Consider the following 23,562-nt stretch of genomic DNA (forward strand, 5'->3'; position numbering starts at 1 on the left):
TGCTTAAGCTATAATGAATGGAGAAAAAAATGAAAGAAAAGTGGATGTTGGAGGCAAAGCGTGCTGATTTTGAAGCATTGGCAAATCGTCTTGCTATCAGTCCGGTTTTGGCACGTATTATTGTGAATCGTGGTCTTTCTGAAGAAGACGAAATGCAACGTTATCTATCTTGCGATTTAACTGAGATGTATTCAGGGCTTATGATGAAGGGAATGGAACAAGCGCGCAACCTTATTATAACAGCAGTTGAAGAAAATCAATTAATTGCTATAGGTACGGATTTTGATAATGATGGAATCTTATCTGGACATAGTTTGTCAACTGCCTTGAAAAGGATTGGAGGGAGAGTAGTTGTCTATGCACCTGATCGAATTTCTGAAGGATATGGCTTAAATAGACGTATCGTTTTGGAGGCGTATGAAGCAGGTAGTCGCTTGATTATAACTTGTGATAACGGGATTGCAGTTTTTGATGCAATTGATTATGCCAAGGAACTAGGAATGACGGTCGTGGTAACTGATCATCATGAAGTTGCTTTTGAAGAGGATGAGAATGGTAGTAGAACATTTTTACTTCCGAATGCCGACGTTGTGGTAAATCCGAAGCAAGAGGGTTGTCCTTATCCTTTTAAGGGGTTGTGTGGCGCTGGTGTCGTATATAAGTTAATTGAGTTACTGTATGAGTATTACAGCGTACCAAAAGAGGAACTTTATGATTTATTAGAGTTTATTGCTATAGCAACCGTTGCTGACGTTATGGATTTGGTTTCAGAAAATCGACTGATAGTAAAACATGGACTGAAGTTATTAAGTCAGTCAAAAAACTTAGGAATACGAGCTCTTATCGAAGAATGTGGTTTAGAACAAAAGCGAATTAGTGCTTATCATATAGGATTTGTGATTGGACCGTGTTTTAATGCGGCTGGAAGACTAGATACGGTTGCTGTTGCACTTGATTTATTAGATGCCAAAACAACGGAAGAAGCAAAACAATTAGCAGTATCCTTAAAGAAATTAAACGATAGCCGTAAGGATATGACGTTACAAGGTGTAGAACAGGCGATTGAACGTATTGAAACTTCAGATTTAATTCATGACAAAGTTTTAGTTGTGAAGTTAAGAGATACTCATGAAAGCTTGGTTGGAATTATCGCTGGACGTCTCAGAGAGCGTTATAACAAACCAGCACTTGTTTTTGTTGATGTAGAACAAGGTGTGAAAGGCTCTGGTCGTTCCATTGAAAGCTATAATATGTTCGAAGAACTATTAAAGTGTAAGGACTTATTAACAAAGTTTGGTGGCCATCCTATGGCAGCAGGGCTTTCGTTAAAAGCAGAAAATCTCGAAACTTTAAGAGCTAGATTAAATCAAAATACTACCCTTTCAGAGGAAGACTTGATTCCTATTGTTCGAATCGATATCCCACTTCCGATTGGTTATCTTAATGAAGCTTTTTTAGAAGAATTAGAGAAGCTTGAACCATTTGGAAAAGGAAATATTAAACCGGTGTTTGCAGAACAACACTTTAAAATACGCCAAGCTCGAATTCTAGGAAAGAATCAGAATGTGTTAAAACTTAATATTATCAATTCCGAGGGATTTGCGATGGATGCCTTGTATTTTGGGGATATCACTGAATTCAATGAGTTTGCCGAAATGGAATACGGAAAAGAAGAAGTAAGAAAGATGTATCTTGGGCAATATAATGAGGTAGACTTAGCATTTACGTATTATCCTACACTTAATGAATATATGGGAAATCGTACTGTACAAGTAATTATTCAAAATTATTGTCGAATAAAAAGATAACATTGATTTATTAGAAAACTAAAAGAAAGTATTGATTTAACAAGTCATAAGAAAAAAGATAACATGATTTAATAAGTAATGTGAAAAGATAACATGATTTTATAAGTAATGTGAAAAATAACATAACATTGATTTAACAAGTCATTAAAAAATAAAATGATAACATCGATTTAATGTAATATGAATAAACAAGCTATCGACATGATATAACATATATAGGAATGAGGTAAAGTATGAACGAAGAATTACAAAACAGAGATATGGATTTACGTGAATTATTTGTAGCACAAAAATATGAGGCAATTATAGAAATCCTTAATTCTATGGAAGATGAGGATGTGTATGAAATTACAACTACAAATTGGGGTGTAGTAAAGAAATATAATGAAATGGATCGTGTTGATTTATTACGTCAACATATTACATTCGTAGCATATACCAGCTTATTAGTGGAATATGCAGGACAAAGAACATTACTTCCAGAAGACGATTTTAAAGTAAAGTATAATTTATTTGAAGAAATCTTTGCGAAGTTACAGGTTGAGTAAATCTTTGCGAAGTTTTAGGTTGAGTAAATCGTAATTTGGTATAAAAAGTAGCAGGCATCTCTAGGAAATCAATTTCCTAAAGGTACCTGCTTTTTTATTTTTTTATTAAGTTAGCAATCTCTAACTATTTGCTTGCCTTTTTTGTTTCTTTTCTAAGAAACATATGAGCACTAATCAAAGCTGGACGTAGAGCATTATAAAGAAGTACTGCCATGATTGCTGAAGTAACTGCATTTACAAAGGTTGTTACTGCAGTCATTTTAGCCCAGTTAATCGCTAAGTCACCTTGTACTCCAAGGATGATTTTTTTATAAAAGTAACCAACGATAGGGTCAGCGATTACGTTAAAGCCTAATCCTGCAACAGAAGCAACGATGGAAGCGGTTAAAATCTTTGATTTTTTATTTAAGGTACTGATATGAAAAATCTGATGTGCAACAAAGCCAGCAATCAATCCAATACATAGTTTTAAGAAAAATGTCTGAGGTGCTACGGTAAAATATTTACCACTCATCAAATCAGCAAGGGATAGCCCGACTGCACCAGCAAGACCACCCCAGGAGCCACCAAGTAAAAGAGCTGCAACAACAACAAAGGCATTACCAAAATGAAATGCAGTGCTTCCAGGACCTACTGGGATATCAATACGGAAGTAGCTAAACCCAATATAAGCTAATGCAGCAAAAAGGGCAGCTTGGGCAAGTGTAATAACATTCATTGATGATTTTGTAGCTGTGATGGCTGGTTTTCTTAACTGAAAGGCACCATTTACAAGAATGACGATTCCAAAAAGTAAGGCAATCAATCCGAAGATTAGTAATTTATCAGTGGAGCTTACTTCAGTGGTTTCTTTTGAAAAATATCCGTAGAGAATTGCCACAACGGATGCAATGGTTAGGATAGCTCCTATGATTAATGTAATAGGTCTGCTTTGGTTTAAATTGGATTCTACATTTTTTTGATTCATTGTCTTTATAGAGCTCATATATCTCTCTCCCTATTATTTATGAAGTTTATTCTTTATATGGTTTACTTAAACCATTCCTTAGTTCTGATCAGCTTAAACGTATGTTATCATTAAACTGGATGCATGAAAATGTCCAGTTTAAATGTTTTTAACCATACCAGATGATTGGAATCTAATTTAAAGAATGCAAACTCATTGTTACATCATGGTCTTAAAAACTTCAGAAGATATATCTTTGAAACACACTAAAATTACTTTGAAAGCAAATTAAAATATGATACAATAGTACTAGAATTAGTTGGGATTACTCACCTAAATTTGATATTTCATACTCATTTGGTGAATCCTAGAGATAGAATGAAGAATAGGTTAAAACATAAAAGAGGTGAAGTAGCACGTTATGTGCCTTCCTCTATTGTTAATGCCACCAATATTGTTTGTGAAGGCAAGAGAAAATAAAGATAGCATAGAAATGAGGAAATGTATGAGAAATATTCAATTAATAATAGAATACGATGGCTCTCGATATGATGGCTGGCAAAAGCAGGCTGGAAATCAGAAGTCTATAACGATTCAGGATAAGTTAGAAGATGTTTTAAATAAAATGGAGAACGAAACCGTCACGGTCATTGGAGCAGCTAGAACCGAGGCCGGGGTACATGCTTACAAGCAGGTTGCTAGCTTTATGACAAATTCAAAGCTAAAGGTTTATGAAATTAAGCAATATCTGAATCGCTTTTTACCAAGAGATATTGCTGTCCTAGAGGCATTAGAAGTACCAGAGAGGTTCCATGCAAGTTTTAACGCAGGATCCTTTGAGTATGAATATAAAATATCCATTGGAGAAGTACCTTCTGTATTTGAACGCAAATATAATTATTATTGCTTTAAACGTCCAGACATTGCTAAGATGAAGGAAGCAGCCAAATATCTAGTTGGGAAGCATGATTTCAAAGCTTTTTCAGATAATAAAAGGATGAAAAAATCTACCGAGAGAGAAATTTATTCTTTAGAAATCTATGGGGATGAGAAAGAAATAGTAATAACGGTTCATGGTGATGATTTTTGGCCACATATGGTACGAATTATGGTAGGAACCTTACTTGACGTGGGTCTATCAAAAATTGAACCAATGGATATAAAAAGAATTTTAGAGAGCAAAGACAGGGATAAAGCTGGCGAGACCATAGAAGCGAAAGGTCTATTTTTAACAGAAGTGCATTATAAATAATAATAAAGAAACAATTCAGCAAGTTACCATAGGGTTAAATTAAAGTGGAAATTCTGCTGCATTAACACCGAAGGGGTAAACACCAAAAAGGTTAACATCGAAGGGGTGAATTCCGAAGAAGGTGTATACCCAAAGGGTGAATTCCGAAGAAGGTAAATACCCAAAGGGTGAACACCCCAAAAAAGGTGTAATACATTAGGAGGCGCTGTATGGAAAAGTATAATATCGTAGTTAAGGGACTTGTAAAAAATGAAGGGAAATATGCCATTGTACAACGTTGGTATGATGACAGAATTCAAGATCCATATCGTTGGGGCTTTGTTGATGGTCAGATTGAATTCGGAGAATCACCAGATAAAGCGGTGGTAAGACTGATACGAGAACAATTAGGCATTGATTCTGTAATGGATCGTGTCTTATATACTTGGACTTACATGGTGGGTGATACCTTTTGTATTGGAATCTGCTACGAATGCTTTGCGTTACAAACAGAGACCATACTCTCAGAAGATTTGCAAAAGATGATGTGGGCTGAGCCAAAGCAATTTGCAAAATATATTGATAATCAGGACATCATCCATGATTTAAGAATGGTGATGGAATTTTAAATATGCATACGCGCTGTGGCGCGCAGATGTAGATGCAAACTTCGAATGTGCAAGAAGAAATGCAGAAGGAGCAGGATGAAAGTATTGATAAAAAACGGGTTTATACTGGACCCGGCAACAAAAACAGAAGGCAGATATGATTTATTAATAGAGAACAAAATAATAAGTAAGGTAGCAGAAAATATCGAAGAGCCAGAAGCGACTGTGATTGATGCTAGTGGAAAATATGTAATGCCTGGATTTATAGATCTACATGTTCATCTTAGAGAGCCTGGGTTTGAGCATAAGGAGACGATTAAGACAGGTGCAATGGCAGCTGCAGCAGGTGGATACACAACAATTTGTCCTATGCCTAATACGAATCCAGCCATCGATTCAAAAGCTATGGTTGAATTGTTAAATCAGAAAGCAAAGTCAGATGCAAAGATTCATATTATACCGGTTGGTGCAGTTACCGTAGGGCAGATGGGAAAAGAGTTAGCTGATATTGATGGTATGGCGAAAGCTGGTGCTCTTGCATTTAGCGAAGACGGGAAATCCGTTATGGATGTTTTATTATATGTCGAAGGGTTAAAGGCAGTAAAGGATGCTGGGTGCATTATGTTTGCGCATTGTGAAGATAAACAGTTAGTGCGAAATGGTGCTATGAATGCAGGGAAAAAGGCGGAAGAATTAAATCTACGTGGAATTACAAATGCTGTCGAGGATGTGATTACTGCGCGAGATATCTTCTTAGCAGGAGAAACTGGAGCGAAGCTTCACCTATGTCACTGCTCCACCAAAGCTTCCGTGGCATTAGTCAAGATGGCAAAGGAACTTGGTATTGATGTAACTGCAGAAGTTTGCCCTCACCATTTTATTTTAAGCGATGAGGATATCCCTGGTGATGACGCAAATTATAAGATGAATCCTCCACTTCGTAGCAAAGAAGATATCCAGGCGTTAAAAGAAGGGTTAAAAAATAATGTTATGGAAGTAATCTCTACTGATCACGCACCTCATGGAGAAGAGGAGAAGAAAAATTCTATGTCAAAAGCTCCGTTTGGTATTGTTGGATCCGAAACAGCTTTTAGCTTAACTTATACAGAGTTAGTGCAGACTGGTTATTTAACACCGATGCAAATGGTGGAGAAGATGAGTTACAATCCTGCAAGAATTCTTGGAATAGAGAAAGGAAGCTTAGAACCTGGCAAGATGGCGGATATTGTAATCGCTGATTTTGATAAGGAGTATGAGATTGATGCTACAAAATTCTATTCCAAAGGGAAAAATACACCGTTTCATGGAAGAAAGGTTTGTGGTAAGGTAATGTATACCATAGCAGCCGGAGCGGTCGTTTATCAGGTAGAAGAATAATTTTAAAGAAAATGATGCAGTTATTTTCATATATAGAAATAAGATATAAGTATATCACGAATTAACCATATAATATCGCTATAGTTAGAACCACCTTTTTAGGATACTTATTCTAGAGGCGGTTTTATTATTGGTTTTTCATAGAGGCGGTGTTATTATTTGGTTTTCATAAGACGTTTTTTATTATTTGGTTTTCTATTGCAGTCAAGTACTTTTTATGCTATACTCTTCCATTGAAAAATAAACCTTGGAGGATTCGATATGATACAAAAACTCATAAGCAAAATAGAACAGAACAATGCACCTATCGTTGTAGGTTTAGACCCAATGTTAAGTTATATCCCAAAGCATGTTTTAGAGAAAGCATATGCTGAGTTTGGTGAAACACTTGAGGGTGCAGCAGAAGCAATTTGGCAGTTTAACAAGGCAATCGTAGATACAACCTACGACTTAATTCCAGCTGTGAAACCTCAGATTGCTATGTATGAGCAATTTGGAATTCCAGGGATGATTGCATTTAAGAAGACTGTTGATTACTGTAAGGAAAAGGACCTTGTAGTAATAGGTGATATTAAAAGAGGTGATATTGGTTCTACTTCCGCGGCTTATGCTACTGGACACCTTGGTAAAGTTACAGTAGGCAGCAAATCTTTTTATGGCTTTGATGAGGATTTTGTAACAGTGAACCCATATCTCGGTTCTGATGGAATTACACCATTTCTTGATGTATGTAAGGAAGAAAACAAAGGTTTATTTATTTTAGTGAAAACCTCAAATCCATCCAGTGGTGAATTTCAAGATCAGCTTATTGATGGTAAACCACTCTATGAATTAGTTGGCAAAAAGGTTGCTGAGTGGGGCGAGATGTGTATGGGTGAAAAGTATAGTTATATCGGTGCTGTTGTCGGAGCAACTTATCCTGAGATGGGAAAGGTTCTTCGTAAATTAATGCCTAAGACATATATATTAGTACCAGGTTATGGTGCACAAGGTGGAAAAGCTTCTGATCTGGCTCCTTACTTTAATGAGGATGGCTTAGGAGCAATTATCAATTCTTCCCGTGGAATAATCGCAGCTTACAAGCAGTCCGCTTATGAAAGTTTTGGTGCTGCAAATTTTGCTGATGCTTCACGACAGGCGGTAATTGATATGAGAGAAGATATTAACCAGGCATTATCTCATAAAGAATAGATAGAGTACAGGGGAAACGATGAGTAATAAAACATATATAAATGATATGACTGAGGGGAGCCCTACAAGGCTATTGGTACACTTTGCTGTACCAATGCTAATTGGTAATTTATTTCAACAGCTCTATAGTATGGTGGATTCCATTGTAGTGGGTAATGTCAATGGTGACAGTGCACTTGCTGCTGTAGGCGCAACCTGGGCCCTAAACTTTTTAATAATATCCCTTACAATGGGGTTGGCAGCAGGAATCGGGATTATCATTTCCCAATATTTTGGAGCAAAAGATGAGGAAAATGTCAGACGTTCTTTTGCAACAGCAACTTACCTAATTCTTATCGTCTCTGCTATCATGGGATTACTAGGATTTTTCTTTAGCAAGCAACTTCTAATAAAGTTAGATACGCCAGTAGAGATTCTAGATGATGCTAATATTTATCTTAAGATAACATGTATTGGAATCCTCGGTAATGCTGGATACAATGGTATGGCAGCAGTTATGAGAGCATTAGGAGATTCGAAAACACCACTTCGTTACCTTGTGGTGGCTTGTGTGGTAAATATAGTTCTAGATCTTCTTTTTGTCATTGGATTTGATTGGGGAGTTGCGGGAGCAGCGATTGCTACGATTATAGCACAAGCAGTATCAGGAATAGGATGTGTCATATCCGGATTTCGTAAAATACCATTAATTCGTATGCCAATCAAAGAATTTAAGATTGATAAAGTTATTATGAAAAAATGTATCTATCTTGGAATTCCTGCTGCATTACAGAACTCCTTTGTTGCTATCTCAACGATCGTATTACAACGTGTAACAAATCAATACGGAAAAACGGTAGTAGCGGCAGCGACAGCTGCACAACGTATTGAACAGCTAGTCCTAATGCCTGGCATGTCTCTAGGTTTATCAGTAGCTTCCTATACAGGACAAAACATTGGTGCGATGCGTATTGACCGAGTTAAAAAAGGATTTTGGTCTGCAACAAAAATAATTGTTGTATTTAGCTTAATCATGATGCCTTGTATGTATTTTTTTGGCGGGGCTGTGATGAAGCTATTTACGAATGTGAGCGAAGTCGCAGAAATTGGACAAAAGGCGGTTCGCGTTACTTGTATGTTCTATATTCCGGTAGGTATGATTTATGTTTCCCGTAATGTATTAAGTGGTGCTGGTGATATGAAGATTCCGATGATTATGGGAATTTCTGAAGTCCTATGCCGTGTTATCTTTGCCAGTGTATTAACAAAAATTCCAGCGATTGATTATATGGGAATCTGGTGGGCTACTGGACTTAATTGGTTTATAACAGGAGCAATCGGTACGATACGATATGCTTCTGGTAAGTGGAAGAATAAATCTGTCGTTGTACATTAATTATTGTTCATAATAAAAAAAAGAGGAACGCATCTTTTGCGCATTCCGTCGTTAATACATGAAAGAAAAAGCTCGCCAAGCGAGCTTTTTCTTATTAAAGAGCACCCAGCAGGGATGCATAATCCTATTACCTTAATTTATTATATATATTTACTATAGATATATACATATACCCTAGAAAGATTTAAGTTAGGATTTTACTTTATTAATTTCTTGTAATTGACTATTATTATTTTTCTTAATTACTTATCAACATCTAAGCTCATTTTGCTTAATTTCTTGTAGACGTTGATTATTATAGCTCCTACTATTTTCTGTAACGTCTATTATTACTTTTCTTTAATTTCTTGCATACGTTTTTTCTTACGAATCTTTCGGGCTATCAAAAATAAAATTACTAACAGAAGTACCGGAATCAGAATATCTTTGTATTTTGCATAATATGTAACAGTATTGGACCAATTACTGCGAAGGACATATCCAATACCGATTAACAAGGAATTCCATAAAGTAATACCTATGATAGAGAATAAGGCGAATACGGGATAGGGCTGTTTCACTGCTCCTGCTACAAACGCTATGTAAGTACGGATAATTGGAACCATTCGTCCAAAGCAAACGACATAGGGACCATAGCGATCAAAACGCTGGTAGGAGGCATCGATGCTTTTCTTCGTTTTTGGAAACTTCGTCGTAAGTTTTTCTAAGATACAATGTCCACCGATTCTACCAACGAAGTAACAGAAACTTGTTCCAATAATTCCAGCACATACGCTAACTGGAAGCATAAGAAAGAATGGTATATTTTGAAGAGATGCAACAGCACCAGAAAAAGGTAAGACAATCTCGCTAGAGATTGGAAAGCAACCGTATTCAAGTAGAATAATAAGAAACATGGCAAAAAGTCCATTTTCATAGATAAAACGGACAACAGAATCCATAAGTCCCTCCATAAGAAATCTGTTTTTTGTAGTTTATGTGAAATGAAAGTCTTTCAGAACAAGGAAATTTATCATCTTGTGATGAAAAGTTTAATATGATACAATCCAAATAAGAATAAGAAACGTGAAAATTAGATGAATGGGGTCATCTTATGGATATTTGTCTATATAATGGTACTGAGATTTGTACATATGATTTAAAAGATGAATCAGGGATATATTATCAAGATATTGTGATGGAGTGGAAACGAAGAGCAGCTGAGAGAAAGTTAATATGTGTTGATTGTGGCAGTCCAGTATACTTAGCAGCTGGGTTAATAAAAGAACCTTATTTTGCTCATTATGATATTGTTTCCTGTGCATATGGGAAGAGAATGGAGTCGCAGGAACTTATGCGCGGGAAACGACTCCTGTATCATATGTTAAAAAGAAGTTTTCCTACGAAAGAAATACATATTAGACATCGCTTACCCAATGGTTTATATGCTACGTGTTATGTAAAGAATGGAGAGGGTTATGATATAGCAATTGATTATCGCTTACAGACACTTCCAATCAAAGAACTTGATTTAAGAGTACAGTATTATGACGAACAAGAAATTATTCCAGTATTTTTATTAGGTATTAGACAGGATAAAAAAGAAGGTCAGTTATCATGGTATCAGACTTATATCCAAAATCTTAGTGGATGCTGCGCTTTTCTGGATACCGAAGAAGAGAAACTAATAATGAAGCATCACATTACCTATATAGAGAATGGGAAACGAAAGAGTAAAGTATATCAAAAAAGTTATAACATTCATAATTTATCACTTGCGGAAGATGGTAGATTTTTATGTGACTTTTATGAGGATTGTGAGAGTATAAAGGTAGAACTTAATGAAAAGGAGGAGAGGGAGCAGAAGCGACGTAGAGATATTAGAGAAAAAGAGAGAAGATATCACGAGGAGCAGATAAGACGGGAGAGTGTTCTTTTAGCAGAACAGGAAAGAAAGAAGCAACAGAATAATCTAAAATTACAAGAATATCAAGAGTGGTGTAAACAAGAAAAACTTCTAAAAATTGACTTTCATACCGTAACATTACCAGAAGGTATACGAAGGGATGTGTTATTAAACTGTATCGAAATGATGAAAAATGATCAGGAAGAAATGATATCAAAAAGATATTTGGACTATATTTATAAGCTTATTAAGGAATAATTTTGATACGAATAATATGGGGGGAGTAGTATGGAGATTAAAGGATACACTTATGGCTATATGGCAAAGAGAGGTGCTTATCAAAGTGAAGCGGCTAAAGAATCACAAGAAGCTATGTTTGATCTTGGCGTAAACTGGATGTGCTTAGCATTTCCTCTTATGCAGGATACCTATCAGTCAACTGAAATTCGATTTGATTATCGATATGACATCACAGAAAAAGATATTGTGGTAGCGATAAGACGAGCCAAGGATCGTAATATAAAGGTTTGTCTAAAACCTATGGTAAATTGTAAAGATCATATATGGAGAGCTTATATTGATTTCCCAGACGAAGATTTTTTAGGAAAGGATTCTTATTGGAAACAATGGTTTGAATCTTATACAGCTTTTTTATTGCATTACGCAGAAATCGCACAAGATACAGGCTGCGAGATGTTTTGTATTGGTTGTGAGATGCTTGGAACAGAAAGAAAAGAAGAGTACTGGCGAGAGCTAATTAAAAAGATTCGTGAAGTCTATGAAGGACCAATTACATATAATACCAACCATGGTAGGGAGGATAAGGTTAGCTGGTTTGATGCTCTTGACTATATTGGTACTTCTGCCTACTATCCAGTTGCAAGAGCAGGTGGAGCCCTAAAGAAAAGTATGGTAAATGAGTGGAGTAAGATTCGTGATAATCTTAGAACACTTAGCGAGAAGTTAAATAAAAAAATTATATTTATGGAAATTGGTTGCCGTAGTGCGAAAGGTTGTGCCACAATGCCATGGGATTTCATGCATATGGAGCTTGAAAGAGATGAAGAAGAGCAAGCAGCATTTTATGAATCCTGCTTAGAAGTTTTCTTTGATGAACCGTGGTTTTGCGGAATATTTTGGTGGGATTGGAGTACTGAAATCTATAGTACCGAGGAAGAAGCAAAGAAAGATGTTGGATTTAATATCCATAGAAAAAAGGCGGAAGATGTAATAAAGAAGTGGTATCAAAAAGAATAGATTTATTTCATGATGCAAATAAATAGTTCTTTTCCCTGATGAGAAATCCATGCCATAAAAATAGAAAGTTCAAAGTACGAGCTTTCTATTTTTATGTATTTATAAATTTAAGGAGTTAAGCATAATAAGATATCAACACTACCTATTAGGCATCATCTTTTTTAACATTTCTAATTTCATCTTATCTGCTGGTGACATATTCGCTGTCAGTAAGTCCGTTATAACATTGACCTCCTGTGGTGTAAAATCCATGCTCATGGCTTTAAGCTTTGAGTTTGCTTTCATAAGATTAGGTAAAGCTCTCTCCATTGATAGACCTTGTGATTCTTTTATTAATTCAAGCATAACTTGCTTCTTATAAGGGTGCATGTTACGTAGAGATTCGTTATTCATCCAATCAGTATTCATATTTTTACCTCATTTCTTTTTTACTAATCTTACAACTTAAATTTAAGTTGGCATAAACATCCCGGATTCAAACATCTTCTTCATAGTGTCAAAGGTGTTTTTTTGCTCTGGAGGCACCATACTAGCAAGCATATCAAACATCTGTTGATTATTTTGTCTAGCTGGTGAATGATTACCCGATTGCCCGGACTGAGTATTTGATGCCGCAGAAACATTCTGTGCTTGTTTTGGTGAATTACCTTTTCTAGCTGCTTCAGCAGCTGATCTTGTAGCGCGATAAGGTGCATTGTTCGTATAATATGGGGCACTTGTAACATCTCTATTCATATTTCCCATATCATATGGTGGTAGATTGACTGGAGGGGGAACATTGTAATTTGGCCAATTTGTTTGCACATTACCAGATGTAGGGGAATTTCCAGGCATTTGCATATTAGAGGCCTCAGAAACTGTTTGGCCTGCTGTATTTGTAGTTGCATCAGGTGGTGGGCCTTGACCATACATGGCTTGGTAGAGTAGATCATACGGAGTAGGAGAGGTGCTTTCATAATAGGAGTTATCATAATTCATAGAAGATGGTGGTGGAGCTGACGCATTTGGTGGAGGATAACCCTGTGAATTGTAATCTTGTGAAGGAGCATTTTGTGTTGGGGAACCTGATGTTGCTCCTGCAAATGGTGAACCACTCATCGTATTCATCATATTCATCATATTCATTATGTTTGGTAAATTATTCATCATATCCTGCATGTTATTCATTCCTTGCATGTTATTCATTCCTTGCATATTATTCATTCCTGGCATATTCATCATCCCTGACATATTTTGATACATATCCATAACGCGTTTCATACTAAATATATTAAGTACATTATCAACAAGCGATATTTCTGGTGGTGTACAGTATGGACGGATACTTCTTAGTATTCCCTCAAAGTTAATAGACCCCTCTCCTTTTCCTGAGCCAAAAAGCCCCTGTAATCCTGGGAAAAGTCCCTGTAGTCCTGGAAGGCCGGTAGCACTAACTGTATCATCTTTCGTATCTGCCTTCTTCCTACCAAACAGACCTAGTCCTCCCTGTTGTCTAAAGGTACGAATCATATCCATAAAATCGTTGAATTTTATAAATAGATCCGCAGTTTTTCTTGTGCCAGCATCAAGGTATGGAGCAGCTGCTTGAATCATTTTGGAAGTACGACTTTGCCCAGAAAAAGAGGTAATGTTATCAGGGCTTTTCTCAGCCTGATTCGTCTCCTCCATAAGAACTCCTCCTTGTTGTCCGATTATGCAAGAAATTGTTGTATAGAGTTTTAATAGGGTTATATTTGCCATCTTGCCTATAACAATATATTCTAAAGGTCATAAAAATAGACCGCAGGTTCTTACATGGTGTAAGATGCGGTCTATAAAAATCTAATTCGGGTATTCTAGCTGTTCTTCCGTTATAGAATCAAGTACTTCAGTAAGATAACGTTTGGCAAGGAATTTTGCCATTGGTAAATTCATATCGAGATAATTTCCACAATGAATTGCTGCTGCACCAGGAATCTCGCCTTCAAACTCGCTTATAAATGTAAATAGTTCCTTCATCAAAGGAATGATTTCTGCGGAAGTATAATCACCTGATAGTAATAGATAAAAACCAGTTCGGCAACCCATTGGCCCAAAATAGATTATTTTACTACCAAATACCGCATGGTTTCTTAAAAAAGTAGCGGCTAGATGTTCTATGGCATGCATCTCTGCGGTATTCATTACAGGTTCAAAGTTCGGACGTGTCATACGAAGATCGAAAGTAGTAATAATAGCATCACCAGCACTGTCTTTTCTAGAAACATAGACACCAGGCAGCAATTTTAAATGATCAATTGTAAAACTTGCAATAGGTTTCATATTTCTTATAAATGCATCCTTTTCGATACATTTATCCTCCTTTATTATCTTTGCATTGAATTATACCATAGTAATCTCCAGATAGAAAGAAAAAATCAGCAAGAAGAGAAGCAAAAAAATCGGCAAGAAGGGAAATAAAAAGTAGTAAGAAGAGAAACAACATGGATTTTTTTATGTAAATCGTATATAATCAAAACCATAATGTGATAGGATTGGAGAATTCATATGATAAAAAATATTATTTTTGATATTGGTCAGGTGCTTGCAGAATTTCGTTGGCGTGACTATATTGACGAACTTACAATCAAAGAAGAGTATAAAGAAAGATTGGCAAAGGCAACGGTATTATCTCCCTATTGGAATGAAGTGGATCGAGGTGTTTTATCAAAAGAAGAGATTATGAAACGATGTATTTCAATCGATCCTGAAATAGAAAAAGAAATCAAATTATTTTTTGATGATACAAGTCAGTTAGTCGAAGAGTTTGAGTATTCCGAAGAACTGGTGAAAGATCTTAAGAGTCAGGGGTATCACATTTATATTTTATCAAACTATGGCCGAGAGAATTTTTCTTATGTAAAGAATGTATTTCGTTTCCTAAAACATGTAGATGGGGCAGTAATATCCTATGAGGAGCAGCATATAAAACCAGAGCCTCAAATCTATGAAGCATTAATATCCCGTTATGGAATCGTTCCAGAAGAATCGGTATTTTTAGATGATTTAGCAGGTAATCTTGAAGGTGCAAAAACATTCCACTTTCATACAATTTGCTTTCACTCTTTGTGGCAAGCAAAAAAAGAGCTCAGAAACTTGGGAGTTATGGTAGAAGAGAGAGAATTTGATAGTATCATCTTTGATTTGGATGGTACCATGTGGGATTCCACAGAGAATGCTGCGATTGTGTGGAAGGAAATAGCGAAGAAGGATAGTCGTATCACGGATGAGGTCACAGGTCCTAAGTTAAAGGCATTATATGGTTTACCATTAGAAGATATCGCAAGAGGATTATTTTTAAGTGTTCCGGAGGACGTAGCTATAGAGACAATGGAAAAGTGTGTCGTAGCACAGTGCCCTTATTTGGCGGAACATGGTGGAATTCTTTTAGGTAAGATTGAAGAAACCTTAAAAGAACTTTCAAAAAAATACCGTTTGTTTATTGTTAGTAATTGTAAGAGTGGCTATATTGAAGCGTTTTTAGAAGCGCATAAGTTAGGACAGTATTTTGATGATTTTGAGTGCCCCGGTGGTACTGGAAAATTAAAAGCAGATAATATTCGCATTGTGATGAAACGTAATCAATTGAGAAATCCAATCTATGTTGGGGATACAGGCGGGGATGGAGACGCTGCACATCAAGCAAAGATTCCTTTTGTATATGCGCGCTATGGATTTGGAGAAGCAACGGAGTATGAATATGTTATAGATTCCTTTGATCAATTAACTACATTACGAATGACTGAATAGTTAAAAAATAGAAAAGTAGTCTAGTTAATGGAATGATATCTTGATTAAAACTTACAGTGGGAGCGAAGCTAAAAGAAATGCGATAAGTTTGTGCTGCGCCAAACTTGAGCCATTAGCTATTCCTAAAAGATAGTCGCAGCATGGAGGCTAAATATGAAAATTGTAATCATGGAAGCAAACACTTTGGGAAACGATGTTGATTTAGGCATGTTTCAAGAGTTTGGTGATGTCGTTATCTATGGAGAATCCAATCCGTTAGAAAATGCAGAAAGAATAAAAGACGCTGATGTTATCATAGTAAATAAAATTCCAATGAACGAGGATATTCTGAAAGGTGCAACAAAGTTAAAATTAATTTGCTTAACTGCGACGGGAACAAATAATATAGATTTTACGTATACCGAAAAACGTGGAATTTCGGTAGCCAATGTAAAGGGCTACTCAACCCAGTCTGTAGTACAGCATACGTTTGCCTTATTATTTTACGTATATGAAAAATTAGCTTACTATGATCAATATGTAAAGTCTGGGGATTATACAAGAAGCGATATCTTTAGTAATTTCGATGTGAAATTTCATGAATTGTATGGAAAAACTTTCGGTATCATAGGGCTTGGAGAAATCGGACAGGGAGTAGCTAAAATTGCAGAGTTATTTGGTTGCAAAGTGGTTTATTACTCCACTTCTGGTAAAAATCTAAATTCTGATTACGAAAGAGTGGATTTACAAACCTTGTTAAAAATCTCAGATGTAGTTTCTATTCATGCTCCGTTGACTAAAGCGACGACGAATTTAATCGGAGAAGCTGAATTAGAGATGATGAAGCCAGATGCTATTTTATTAAATCTAGGACGTGGAGCAATCGTAAATCAAGAAGCATTAGCAAATGCTTTGTTAGCAGGAAAAATTGGTGGCGCAGGGCTCGATGTTTTAACAGTGGAACCAATGCTCGCTGATAATCCGTTGCTAAAAGTAAAAGATAGCACCCGATTAATCATAACACCACACATAGCCTGGGCTACTGTAGAAGCAAGAAATCGCTGCGCGAAAGAGGTATATTTTAATATAAAGTCATATCTATCGGGTGAACCAAGAAATATTGTAGAGTAGAAAAGTCTTATTAAGCCTTAAGTGAATAAAGACGAAAAGCGAGCACATATTTGAATTCTTAAGAAGTGTTTTTCTTATAGAATTTCAAGTGTACTCGCTTTTTCTAATTAGGAGGTATTGGCTATCTTGTGGTATTATTAGCACATCTGTCTATAGTAATCGATTGCACATTCCACTTGCTCTCCAAATTCCTGATGAGCTTTAAAGAAAAAGCAAAGAACACGGTCGATAATATCTTGATTACACTTATAAAGTTCAACCGCAATATTATCGATTAAGTGGCATCTTTCTTCACAACTTAGTGATTCATAGCGTTCCCCAGCTTGCTTAAAATCACATGGATTTTTAATTGGAATACGAGCGATATATCCGCAAACACATTCCGGTTCTGATTGACATACTTCAGCAACTTTTGGGAAGCCACAATTTAAACTATTTGGTGAATAGTTAATAGGATTTGGGTTAAATATATAGGTACCTTGACCATCACGTTGATTATTATTTATGCAAGAGATGGAACGATTAATAGGAAGCTGTGCAAAATTAGGCCCTAGGCGATGACGTTGTGTGTCAAAGTAGGAGAAAGATCTGCCTTGAAGCATTTTATCAGCAGAAAGCTCCACACCTGGTACAATATTTCCAGGGCAAAAAGCAGCTTGTTCTACTTCGGCAAAGAAATTTTCTGGATTACAATCTAATGTCATTAATCCAATTGGCATTAATGGGAATTGGTCTTCTGGCCAGACTTTTGTGTCATCTAGTGGATCAAAATCAAGACATTCAATCATATCAGGGTCCATCATCTGAACACAGAGTTCCCAACTTGGATAGAATCCATTCGCAATGGATTCATATAAGGTCCTAACTGCTACGTCAGGATCAGATCCAGCTAATTGTTCGGCTTCAAAGCGGTCAATCGTTTGTAATCCTTGCTGTGTCTTCCAGTGATATTTGATATAGACACGTTTGCCACATTCATTTACCCAGATGTAAGTATTAACACCAAACCCATCTACATGGCGGAAGTCTTTTATAGTTCCACGATCGGAATAAAGCCAAGTAACCATATGAGTAGCTTCTGGTGATAAGGAAACAAAGTCCCAGAACCTTTGAGGGTCACGTAAGTTGTTATCTGGAGATGGTTTTAAAGAATGAATTACATCTGGAAACTTGATGCCATCACGGATGAAAAATACAGGAAGATCATTTCCGACAATATCATAGATACCGTCTGTGGTATAAAACTTAACTGCAAAACCACGAGGATCTCGTACTGTATCGGCGGAACCTTTAGAACCAATTACTGTGGAAAAACGTACAAATACCTTTGTTTTACAATTTGGATTTTTTAAAAACTCTGCACAGGTGTAATCAGTCCAATCACAATATGGTTGGAAATATCCAAAAGCACCAGTGCCTTTTGCATGTACAACCCTTTCAGGGATTCTTTCACGATCAAAGTGTGAAATCTTATCTATTAGATGTACATCTTGAAGAAGGACTGGACCATCTGAACCAACAGTCAAAGAATTTGTATCATTTGGAATTGGTCTTCCAAGGCTATCGGTTAAGTAATTACAACATTTCTTTTCATTACGTCTATCCATTCATATCCCCTTAAAACATGGCTGTGGAAAGCCTTTTTTACTATTTTATTCATATAAAATGTTACGGATACTTTATTCTGTAGAATTCGTCCTACAAAAAAAATGAATTTGTGACATAAAGAACAAAGAAATGAGAAAAAGCTGATCGAACGAATTTACGAAAGAAATTAAAAAATGAGAAAAAGCTGATCGAACGACATTATCATGATTCGTTCAATCAGCTTAAATTGTGTTATTTAATATTTTACATCATTCCACTTTTTCACATAGATATTTTCCATATCTTCGCCAAGATATTTGAAAGACTTACAGCGATCAAGTATAGACGCATCAGGGAAAGCAACTTGGCTGTTCTTAATGTCTTCGTCTTCAATTAATTCTCTGGCTGCTTTGTTTGGTGTAGAATAAGTAATATATTCAAAGTTCTTTAATGCAATGTCAGGACGGCACATAAAGTTAATCCATGCTTCTGCATTTTCTTTATTCTTACTATTCTTAGGAATTACCCAACCATCAATCCAAACGTTAGAGCCTTCCTTTGGCACCACATATTCAAGATTTTCATTCTCACGTTTTGTGTAAATTGCTTCACCAGAGTAGATAACACCAAGAGCGGCCTCTTCACCAATCATCTTGTCACGAACCTGGTCAACAACGTATGCTTGAACTAATGGATACTGTTTTTTTAATAAATCTCTAGCAGCATCTAATTCTTTCTCATCTGTTGTGTTTTGGTCGTAACCAAGATAGGTTAATGCTACCATGAAAGCATCACGAACGCTATCAATCATTAAGATATCATTTTTGTACTTTTCATCAAATAATACGCTCCAACTATCAACTGGTCCGTCTACCATAGTTTTGTTATAAAGAATACCAACCGTACCCCAACAATAAGGAACACTGTATTTATTGCCTGGATCAAAACTTTCCGCTGTTTTTAAATACATTTCATCGATGTTTGTAATGTTTGGAATATTATCAAAATTAATTTCAGCAAGTAAGTTTTCCTGAATCATTTTCTCGATCATATAATCAGAAGGGCAAACAACATCATAATTTACTGCACCGGTTTTAATGATAGGATACATGTCCTCGTTTAATTCGAATTCCTGATAGATTAATTTAATACCAGTCTCGTCTTCAAACATTTTTTTAACATCAGGGTCAATATATTCACCCCAGTTGTAAACATAGACTTCGCCTTTATTGGAAGAACTGCTGTTTCCTGGATTTTCCCCTCCATTTCCCGGAGTAGTATTATTACCTTTGTCTTCCTTGGAGCCACAACCGGAGAATACCAGTGAGCTTACAAGAAGGAGCGCTACAAAAAGTTTAGATTTTTTCATGTAAAATACCTCGTTATTTCAGTTTTAGAGTTTTTTTGCAGGTGCAAGAGTTACTGCATTGCGCTTCTTCTCTATTCTATCATTTCTACGATTGATGATGATAAGTAGTAATAAGACAGAGAGGAAGAGAAGAGTAGATAGAGCATACATCTCAGGCTTAATACCCTTTCTCGTCTCAGCATAAATCTTAGTGGAGAGAGTATTGACAGCCGCACCTCTTGTAAAGTGTGTAATAATAAAGTCATCTAATGACATAGTAAAAGCTAATAGGAATCCGGAAAAAACACCTGGAAGAATATCAGGCAATACAACCATAAAAAATGCTGATAAAGGAGAAGCTCCAAGGTCTAGTGCGGCTTCATAAGTATTTCGATTTGTTTGTTTTAGCTTAGGCATTACACTTAATATTACATAAGGAATGTTAAATGTAATATGTGCAATTAATACACTTTTAAACCCAAGTGTGAAATTAACTGCAATAAAAAGAAGCATTAATGAGATACCAGTTACAATATCTGCATTCAACATTGGTATATTTGTGATACCCATCATGATAGTTTTTGGTACCTTACGCATATGGTTCATACCAATGGCAGCTGCTGTACCAATTATAGTAGCAATTAAAGCAGATAAAAATGCAATGATTAATGTAGTATACAGTGCATTCATGATCTCTTCATTTTGAAATAAGGACTTATACCAATCAAAGGTAAATCCACCCCATTTACTACGGGATTTGGATTTATTAAATGATAGGACAATAAGTACCATAATTGGTGCATACAAGAAAAACATAATGAGGGCAACATATACTTTTTGACTTATTTTTTTTACCATACGTTTGTACCCTCCGATTCTTTATCATATTTTGCAAGGATTGCCATGCTAATTAAGATAAATACCATCAGAACTGTGGATAGTCCAGAACCTGCATGCCAGTTTCCAACTTTTTGGAACTGCTGTTCAATGACATTACCAATTAAGACAATCTTACTTCCGCCAAGAATATTAGAGATAACAAAAGTGGTTAGCGATGGAACGAATACCATCGTAATACCACTAATTACTCCAGGGATACTTAATGGGAAGATAATCTTACGGAAGGTAATCCATCCATTTGCACCAAGGTCACGAGCAGCATTGATGACATTGTCATCAATTTTTGCAAGTGTATTATAAATTGGCAATATCATAAACGGTAGGAAATTATAAACCATACCAAGCACAATGGCAGTTGGTGTGTTAATGATATTAACAGTTGGCAGATTTAATGCTTTTAGCAAGGTATTGATAATACCGTTATTTTCTAAGATGTTCTGCCAAGCTATAGTACGTAGTAAGAAGTTCATCCACATAGGAAGAATCATAACAAATACGACAAAGCTGTTACTTTTTAACTTCATACTTTTTAAAATTAAAGCAAGCGGATATGCGAGTAATAAGCATATCAAAGTACTGATTAGAGATAGTTTTAAACTTAAATATAAAGCTTTTTGATTAACAGGGTCTGCGATTAATTTTATATTCTCTAAGGTAAAGCTATTATTTGCCTTTGTAGTAAAGCCGTAGTAAACGACCATAATCAGTGGAATGATAATAAAGGCACCCATCCATAAAATATAAGGGAAAGTCAGGAGGGATTTACCACTGAAGTGGTGAGACTTTCTCACCAATGTAACAGTAGCCTCTTGAGCGGTTACTTTACTTTCCTCTTGATTATTCATTGACACCTACTGCCTCCTCATCTTCGGATTCTGGCTTGTTCATAATTTGAATGTCATATGGATCTACCTTAATACCTACTTCGGCACCAACCGGTGAAAGGTCAGTAGAATGTACAAGCCATTCAAATCCATTTGCCATAACCGTCATTTCATAATGAACACCCTTAAAGATTAAGGAAGTGACACGTCCTGTGATAATTCCAGCTTCTGGAGCTACTAAATCAATATCTTCAGGACGGATTACCACATCGACTGGTTGAATTTTACCAAAGCCTACATCCACACATGGGAAATTGGCTCCAAGAATATTAACTAAACGGTCTTGTACCATGGTTGCGTTGATGATATTACTTTCACCGATAAAGTCTGCAACAAAGGCATTCTTTGGCTCGTTATAAATCTTTTCTGGTGTACCAATCTGCTGAATATAGCCTTGATTCATGACCATGATGGTATCTGACATGGTTAATGCTTCTTCTTGGTCGTGAGTAACATATACGAAAGTGATACCAAGTTCATTTTTTAAACGAATTAACTCATATTGCATATCTTGACGAAGTTTTAAGTCAAGAGCACCAAGAGGCTCATCTAGAAGAAGAACCTTTGGTTCATTTACGATAGCACGAGCAATTGCGATACGCTGTTGCTGACCACCACTTAAAGAATCAGGCATACGATTTTCAAAGCCATCTAAGTTTACTAATTTTAAGGCATAAGAAATCTTATCTTTAATATACTGTCTGCTCTTTTTCTTAATTTTAAGACCAAATGCGATGTTTTCTTCAATCGTCATATGAGTAAATAACGCATATTTTTGAAATACAGTATTTAGTTGACGTTCATTCGGAGGAAGCTTTGTAATATCTTTCCCATCAAAAATAACACGGCCCTGATCAGGTTGTTCAAAACCACCAATAATACGAAGAGTAGTAGTTTTACCACATCCGGATGGACCTAAGAGTGTTAAAAACTCATTTTCACGAATGTAAAGATTTAAATCGTCGATTACAACGTTATTTCCATAGCGTTTTGTTATATTTATAAGATCGATTAACTTATTATCTATCATGTTCATTCCTCCTAGAAGCTCGGCGGGGTGGATACCCAAAGTAGCGTAGCGCCGGTCTTACCGGTAGCTGCTATATAGTGATTTTTATTTGGAGTAAAGTAAAAGGATTCCCCTTTCTTTACTCGATGTGTTTTATTTCCGATATGAATTGTAATCGAACCGCTAATCACATATCCAAATTCTTCTCCCTCGTGTGGGTTATCTGGATAGGTGGAACCACCCGGTTCTAATGTTAATAAAATTGGTTCCATCATATTTTTCTGAGCATTTGGAATAATCCATTCAATCTTATTATTTAGCTCATTATCTACCTTTTCAAAATAATCCCCACGTTTGAATACAACCTGCTCTGATGTTGTGTCCGTAAAGAATGCCTCCAGGTTCGTACCTAAACATTGCAAAATATCGACTAGGGTGGCGATGGAAGGCGAAGTGATGTCACGTTCTAATTGAGAGATAAATCCTTTTGAAAGCTCCGCTCGATCTGCAAGCTCTTCTTGGGTTAAGCTTTTTTGAACTCGTAGTTCTTTAATTTTAGCACCTATCTTCATGCTGTTCACCAAACCTTTCTTTGTGGTTCATGTTTACATGTATCATCATTCGTTATGAAAAGGATAAGAGTGCAATTTTTGCACCGGTATTGTAATCTTATCCGATTATGTTCTTTTGAATTCCAGTAATAGGAAGTTGAGATTTTATTAAACCATAA

Annotated in this window: 22 protein-coding genes; 11 read left to right on the forward strand and 11 right to left on the reverse strand. The window is 36.1% G+C overall.

What is annotated here, in order from left to right:
• Positions 1-29 precede the first annotated feature (29 nt).
• A complete protein-coding gene (recJ, locus tag CPHY_RS04690) occupies positions 30-1,808 on the forward strand; it encodes a single-stranded-DNA-specific exonuclease RecJ (protein ID WP_012198907.1) in 1,779 nt (592 codons plus the stop codon).
• A 233-nt stretch (positions 1,809-2,041) separates the two neighbouring features.
• A complete protein-coding gene (locus tag CPHY_RS04695; RefSeq protein ID WP_012198908.1) occupies positions 2,042-2,356 on the forward strand; it encodes a hypothetical protein in 315 nt (104 codons plus the stop codon).
• A 124-nt stretch (positions 2,357-2,480) separates the two neighbouring features.
• Here CPHY_RS04695 and CPHY_RS04700 read toward each other — a convergent pair whose 3' ends face one another.
• Positions 2,481-3,341: an ECF transporter S component gene (locus CPHY_RS04700; RefSeq protein ID WP_012198909.1), complete on the reverse strand. Its 861-nt coding sequence runs from the start codon at positions 3,339-3,341 to the stop codon at positions 2,481-2,483.
• 466 nt (positions 3,342-3,807) lie between these two features.
• Here CPHY_RS04700 and truA point away from each other — a divergent pair, with 466 nt between their 5' ends.
• The 5 genes from truA to CPHY_RS04725 all read left to right on the forward strand — a co-directional run bounded on the left by truA (position 3,808) and on the right by CPHY_RS04725 (position 9,084).
• Complete coding sequence (truA, locus tag CPHY_RS04705) at positions 3,808-4,554, forward strand: tRNA pseudouridine(38-40) synthase TruA (protein WP_012198910.1); 747 nt, start codon at positions 3,808-3,810, stop codon at positions 4,552-4,554.
• A gap of 209 nt (positions 4,555-4,763) precedes the next feature.
• Positions 4,764-5,162, forward strand: a complete 399-nt coding sequence (locus tag CPHY_RS04710; protein ID WP_012198911.1) for an NUDIX domain-containing protein — start codon at positions 4,764-4,766, stop codon at positions 5,160-5,162.
• 75 nt (positions 5,163-5,237) lie between these two features.
• Positions 5,238-6,518 (forward strand): dihydroorotase, encoded by a 1,281-nt coding sequence (locus tag CPHY_RS04715; RefSeq protein ID WP_012198912.1) that lies wholly within the window; start codon positions 5,238-5,240, stop codon positions 6,516-6,518.
• Between the two features lie 261 nt (positions 6,519-6,779).
• Positions 6,780-7,709 carry an orotidine-5'-phosphate decarboxylase gene (gene pyrF / locus CPHY_RS04720; protein ID WP_012198913.1) on the forward strand — a complete coding sequence of 310 codons (930 nt, stop codon included), beginning with the start codon at positions 6,780-6,782 and terminating at the stop codon, positions 7,707-7,709.
• Between the two features lie 19 nt (positions 7,710-7,728).
• Positions 7,729-9,084 (forward strand): MATE family efflux transporter, encoded by a 1,356-nt coding sequence (locus CPHY_RS04725; protein WP_012198914.1) that lies wholly within the window; start codon positions 7,729-7,731, stop codon positions 9,082-9,084.
• 329 nt (positions 9,085-9,413) lie between these two features.
• Here the strand turns inward: CPHY_RS04725 and CPHY_RS04730 are convergent, their stop codons facing one another.
• Positions 9,414-10,025 carry a DedA family protein gene (locus CPHY_RS04730; protein ID WP_012198915.1) on the reverse strand — a complete coding sequence of 204 codons (612 nt, stop codon included), beginning with the start codon at positions 10,023-10,025 and terminating at the stop codon, positions 9,414-9,416.
• A 152-nt stretch (positions 10,026-10,177) separates the two neighbouring features.
• Between CPHY_RS04730 and CPHY_RS04735 the strand changes: the two genes are divergently transcribed.
• Together CPHY_RS04735 and CPHY_RS04740 are read left to right on the forward strand one after the other, a co-directional pair.
• The gene (locus CPHY_RS04735) at positions 10,178-11,227 is read left to right on the forward strand and encodes a competence protein CoiA (RefSeq protein ID WP_012198916.1); all 1,050 of its coding nucleotides are present in this window, start codon (positions 10,178-10,180) and stop codon (positions 11,225-11,227) included.
• A gap of 30 nt (positions 11,228-11,257) precedes the next feature.
• The gene (locus tag CPHY_RS04740; RefSeq protein ID WP_012198917.1) at positions 11,258-12,226 is read left to right on the forward strand and encodes a glycoside hydrolase family 113; all 969 of its coding nucleotides are present in this window, start codon (positions 11,258-11,260) and stop codon (positions 12,224-12,226) included.
• 138 nt (positions 12,227-12,364) lie between these two features.
• Here CPHY_RS04740 and CPHY_RS04745 read toward each other — a convergent pair whose 3' ends face one another.
• From CPHY_RS04745 to CPHY_RS04755, 3 genes are all read right to left on the reverse strand, one after another.
• A complete protein-coding gene (locus CPHY_RS04745; protein WP_012198918.1) occupies positions 12,365-12,634 on the reverse strand; it encodes a hypothetical protein in 270 nt (89 codons plus the stop codon).
• 42 nt (positions 12,635-12,676) lie between these two features.
• Positions 12,677-13,894: a hypothetical protein gene (locus CPHY_RS04750; RefSeq protein WP_012198919.1), complete on the reverse strand. Its 1,218-nt coding sequence runs from the start codon at positions 13,892-13,894 to the stop codon at positions 12,677-12,679.
• A 153-nt stretch (positions 13,895-14,047) separates the two neighbouring features.
• Complete coding sequence (locus CPHY_RS04755) at positions 14,048-14,527, reverse strand: S-ribosylhomocysteine lyase (protein WP_012198920.1); 480 nt, start codon at positions 14,525-14,527, stop codon at positions 14,048-14,050.
• 225 nt (positions 14,528-14,752) lie between these two features.
• Between CPHY_RS04755 and CPHY_RS21165 the strand changes: the two genes are divergently transcribed.
• Positions 14,753-15,994, forward strand: coding sequence for an HAD-IA family hydrolase (locus CPHY_RS21165; protein ID WP_081428497.1), 1,242 nt, complete (start codon positions 14,753-14,755; stop codon positions 15,992-15,994).
• A 153-nt stretch (positions 15,995-16,147) separates the two neighbouring features.
• On the forward strand, positions 16,148-17,104 hold the full coding sequence (locus CPHY_RS04765; RefSeq protein WP_012198922.1) for a D-2-hydroxyacid dehydrogenase: 957 nt from the start codon (positions 16,148-16,150) through the stop codon (positions 17,102-17,104).
• Positions 17,105-17,241: 137 nt separating this feature from the next.
• Here CPHY_RS04765 and CPHY_RS04770 read toward each other — a convergent pair whose 3' ends face one another.
• From CPHY_RS04770 to CPHY_RS04790, 6 genes are all read right to left on the reverse strand, one after another.
• Positions 17,242-18,711, reverse strand: coding sequence for a catalase (locus CPHY_RS04770; protein ID WP_012198923.1), 1,470 nt, complete (start codon positions 18,709-18,711; stop codon positions 17,242-17,244).
• A 236-nt stretch (positions 18,712-18,947) separates the two neighbouring features.
• A complete protein-coding gene (locus tag CPHY_RS22045) occupies positions 18,948-20,060 on the reverse strand; it encodes an ABC transporter substrate-binding protein (protein WP_012198924.1) in 1,113 nt (370 codons plus the stop codon).
• 24 nt (positions 20,061-20,084) lie between these two features.
• Positions 20,085-20,897, reverse strand: coding sequence for an ABC transporter permease (locus CPHY_RS22050; protein WP_012198925.1), 813 nt, complete (start codon positions 20,895-20,897; stop codon positions 20,085-20,087).
• Positions 20,891-21,670: an ABC transporter permease gene (locus CPHY_RS04780; RefSeq protein WP_242657986.1), complete on the reverse strand. Its 780-nt coding sequence runs from the start codon at positions 21,668-21,670 to the stop codon at positions 20,891-20,893. The genes CPHY_RS22050 and CPHY_RS04780 overlap by 7 nt, the downstream gene beginning before the upstream one ends.
• 106 nt (positions 21,671-21,776) lie before the next feature.
• Positions 21,777-22,850, reverse strand: coding sequence for an ABC transporter ATP-binding protein (locus CPHY_RS04785; protein ID WP_041703992.1), 1,074 nt, complete (start codon positions 22,848-22,850; stop codon positions 21,777-21,779).
• 14 nt (positions 22,851-22,864) lie between these two features.
• The gene (locus CPHY_RS04790; protein WP_012198928.1) at positions 22,865-23,404 is read right to left on the reverse strand and encodes a helix-turn-helix domain-containing protein; all 540 of its coding nucleotides are present in this window, start codon (positions 23,402-23,404) and stop codon (positions 22,865-22,867) included.
• Between the last annotated feature and the right edge of the window lie 158 nt (positions 23,405-23,562).

The organism is Lachnoclostridium phytofermentans ISDg (genome assembly GCF_000018685.1).
Classification (GTDB): Bacteria; Bacillota; Clostridia; order Lachnospirales; family Lachnospiraceae; genus Lachnoclostridium; species Lachnoclostridium phytofermentans.

Coding starts and splice junctions, on each gene's coding strand:
- recJ (WP_012198907.1), top strand. CDS start 30: ATGAAAGAAAAGTGGATGTTGGAGGCAAAGCGTGCTGATTTTGAAGCA.
- CPHY_RS04750 (WP_012198919.1), bottom strand. CDS start 13,894: ATGGAGGAGACGAATCAGGCTGAGAAAAGCCCTGATAACATTACCTCT.
- CPHY_RS04715 (WP_012198912.1), top strand. CDS start 5,238: ATGAAAGTATTGATAAAAAACGGGTTTATACTGGACCCGGCAACAAAA.
- CPHY_RS04745 (WP_012198918.1), bottom strand. CDS start 12,634: ATGAATACTGATTGGATGAATAACGAATCTCTACGTAACATGCACCCT.
- CPHY_RS22050 (WP_012198925.1), bottom strand. CDS start 20,897: ATGGTAAAAAAAATAAGTCAAAAAGTATATGTTGCCCTCATTATGTTT.
- truA (WP_012198910.1), top strand. CDS start 3,808: ATGAGAAATATTCAATTAATAATAGAATACGATGGCTCTCGATATGAT.
- CPHY_RS04695 (WP_012198908.1), top strand. CDS start 2,042: ATGAACGAAGAATTACAAAACAGAGATATGGATTTACGTGAATTATTT.
- CPHY_RS04710 (WP_012198911.1), top strand. CDS start 4,764: ATGGAAAAGTATAATATCGTAGTTAAGGGACTTGTAAAAAATGAAGGG.
- CPHY_RS22045 (WP_012198924.1), bottom strand. CDS start 20,060: ATGAAAAAATCTAAACTTTTTGTAGCGCTCCTTCTTGTAAGCTCACTG.
- CPHY_RS04725 (WP_012198914.1), top strand. CDS start 7,729: ATGAGTAATAAAACATATATAAATGATATGACTGAGGGGAGCCCTACA.
- CPHY_RS04735 (WP_012198916.1), top strand. CDS start 10,178: ATGGATATTTGTCTATATAATGGTACTGAGATTTGTACATATGATTTA.
- CPHY_RS04790 (WP_012198928.1), bottom strand. CDS start 23,404: ATGAAGATAGGTGCTAAAATTAAAGAACTACGAGTTCAAAAAAGCTTA.
- CPHY_RS04755 (WP_012198920.1), bottom strand. CDS start 14,527: ATGAAACCTATTGCAAGTTTTACAATTGATCATTTAAAATTGCTGCCT.
- CPHY_RS21165 (WP_081428497.1), top strand. CDS start 14,753: ATGATAAAAAATATTATTTTTGATATTGGTCAGGTGCTTGCAGAATTT.
- CPHY_RS04740 (WP_012198917.1), top strand. CDS start 11,258: ATGGAGATTAAAGGATACACTTATGGCTATATGGCAAAGAGAGGTGCT.
- pyrF (WP_012198913.1), top strand. CDS start 6,780: ATGATACAAAAACTCATAAGCAAAATAGAACAGAACAATGCACCTATC.
- CPHY_RS04770 (WP_012198923.1), bottom strand. CDS start 18,711: ATGGATAGACGTAATGAAAAGAAATGTTGTAATTACTTAACCGATAGC.
- CPHY_RS04700 (WP_012198909.1), bottom strand. CDS start 3,341: ATGAGCTCTATAAAGACAATGAATCAAAAAAATGTAGAATCCAATTTA.
- CPHY_RS04780 (WP_242657986.1), bottom strand. CDS start 21,670: ATGGGTGCCTTTATTATCATTCCACTGATTATGGTCGTTTACTACGGC.
- CPHY_RS04765 (WP_012198922.1), top strand. CDS start 16,148: ATGAAAATTGTAATCATGGAAGCAAACACTTTGGGAAACGATGTTGAT.
- CPHY_RS04730 (WP_012198915.1), bottom strand. CDS start 10,025: ATGGATTCTGTTGTCCGTTTTATCTATGAAAATGGACTTTTTGCCATG.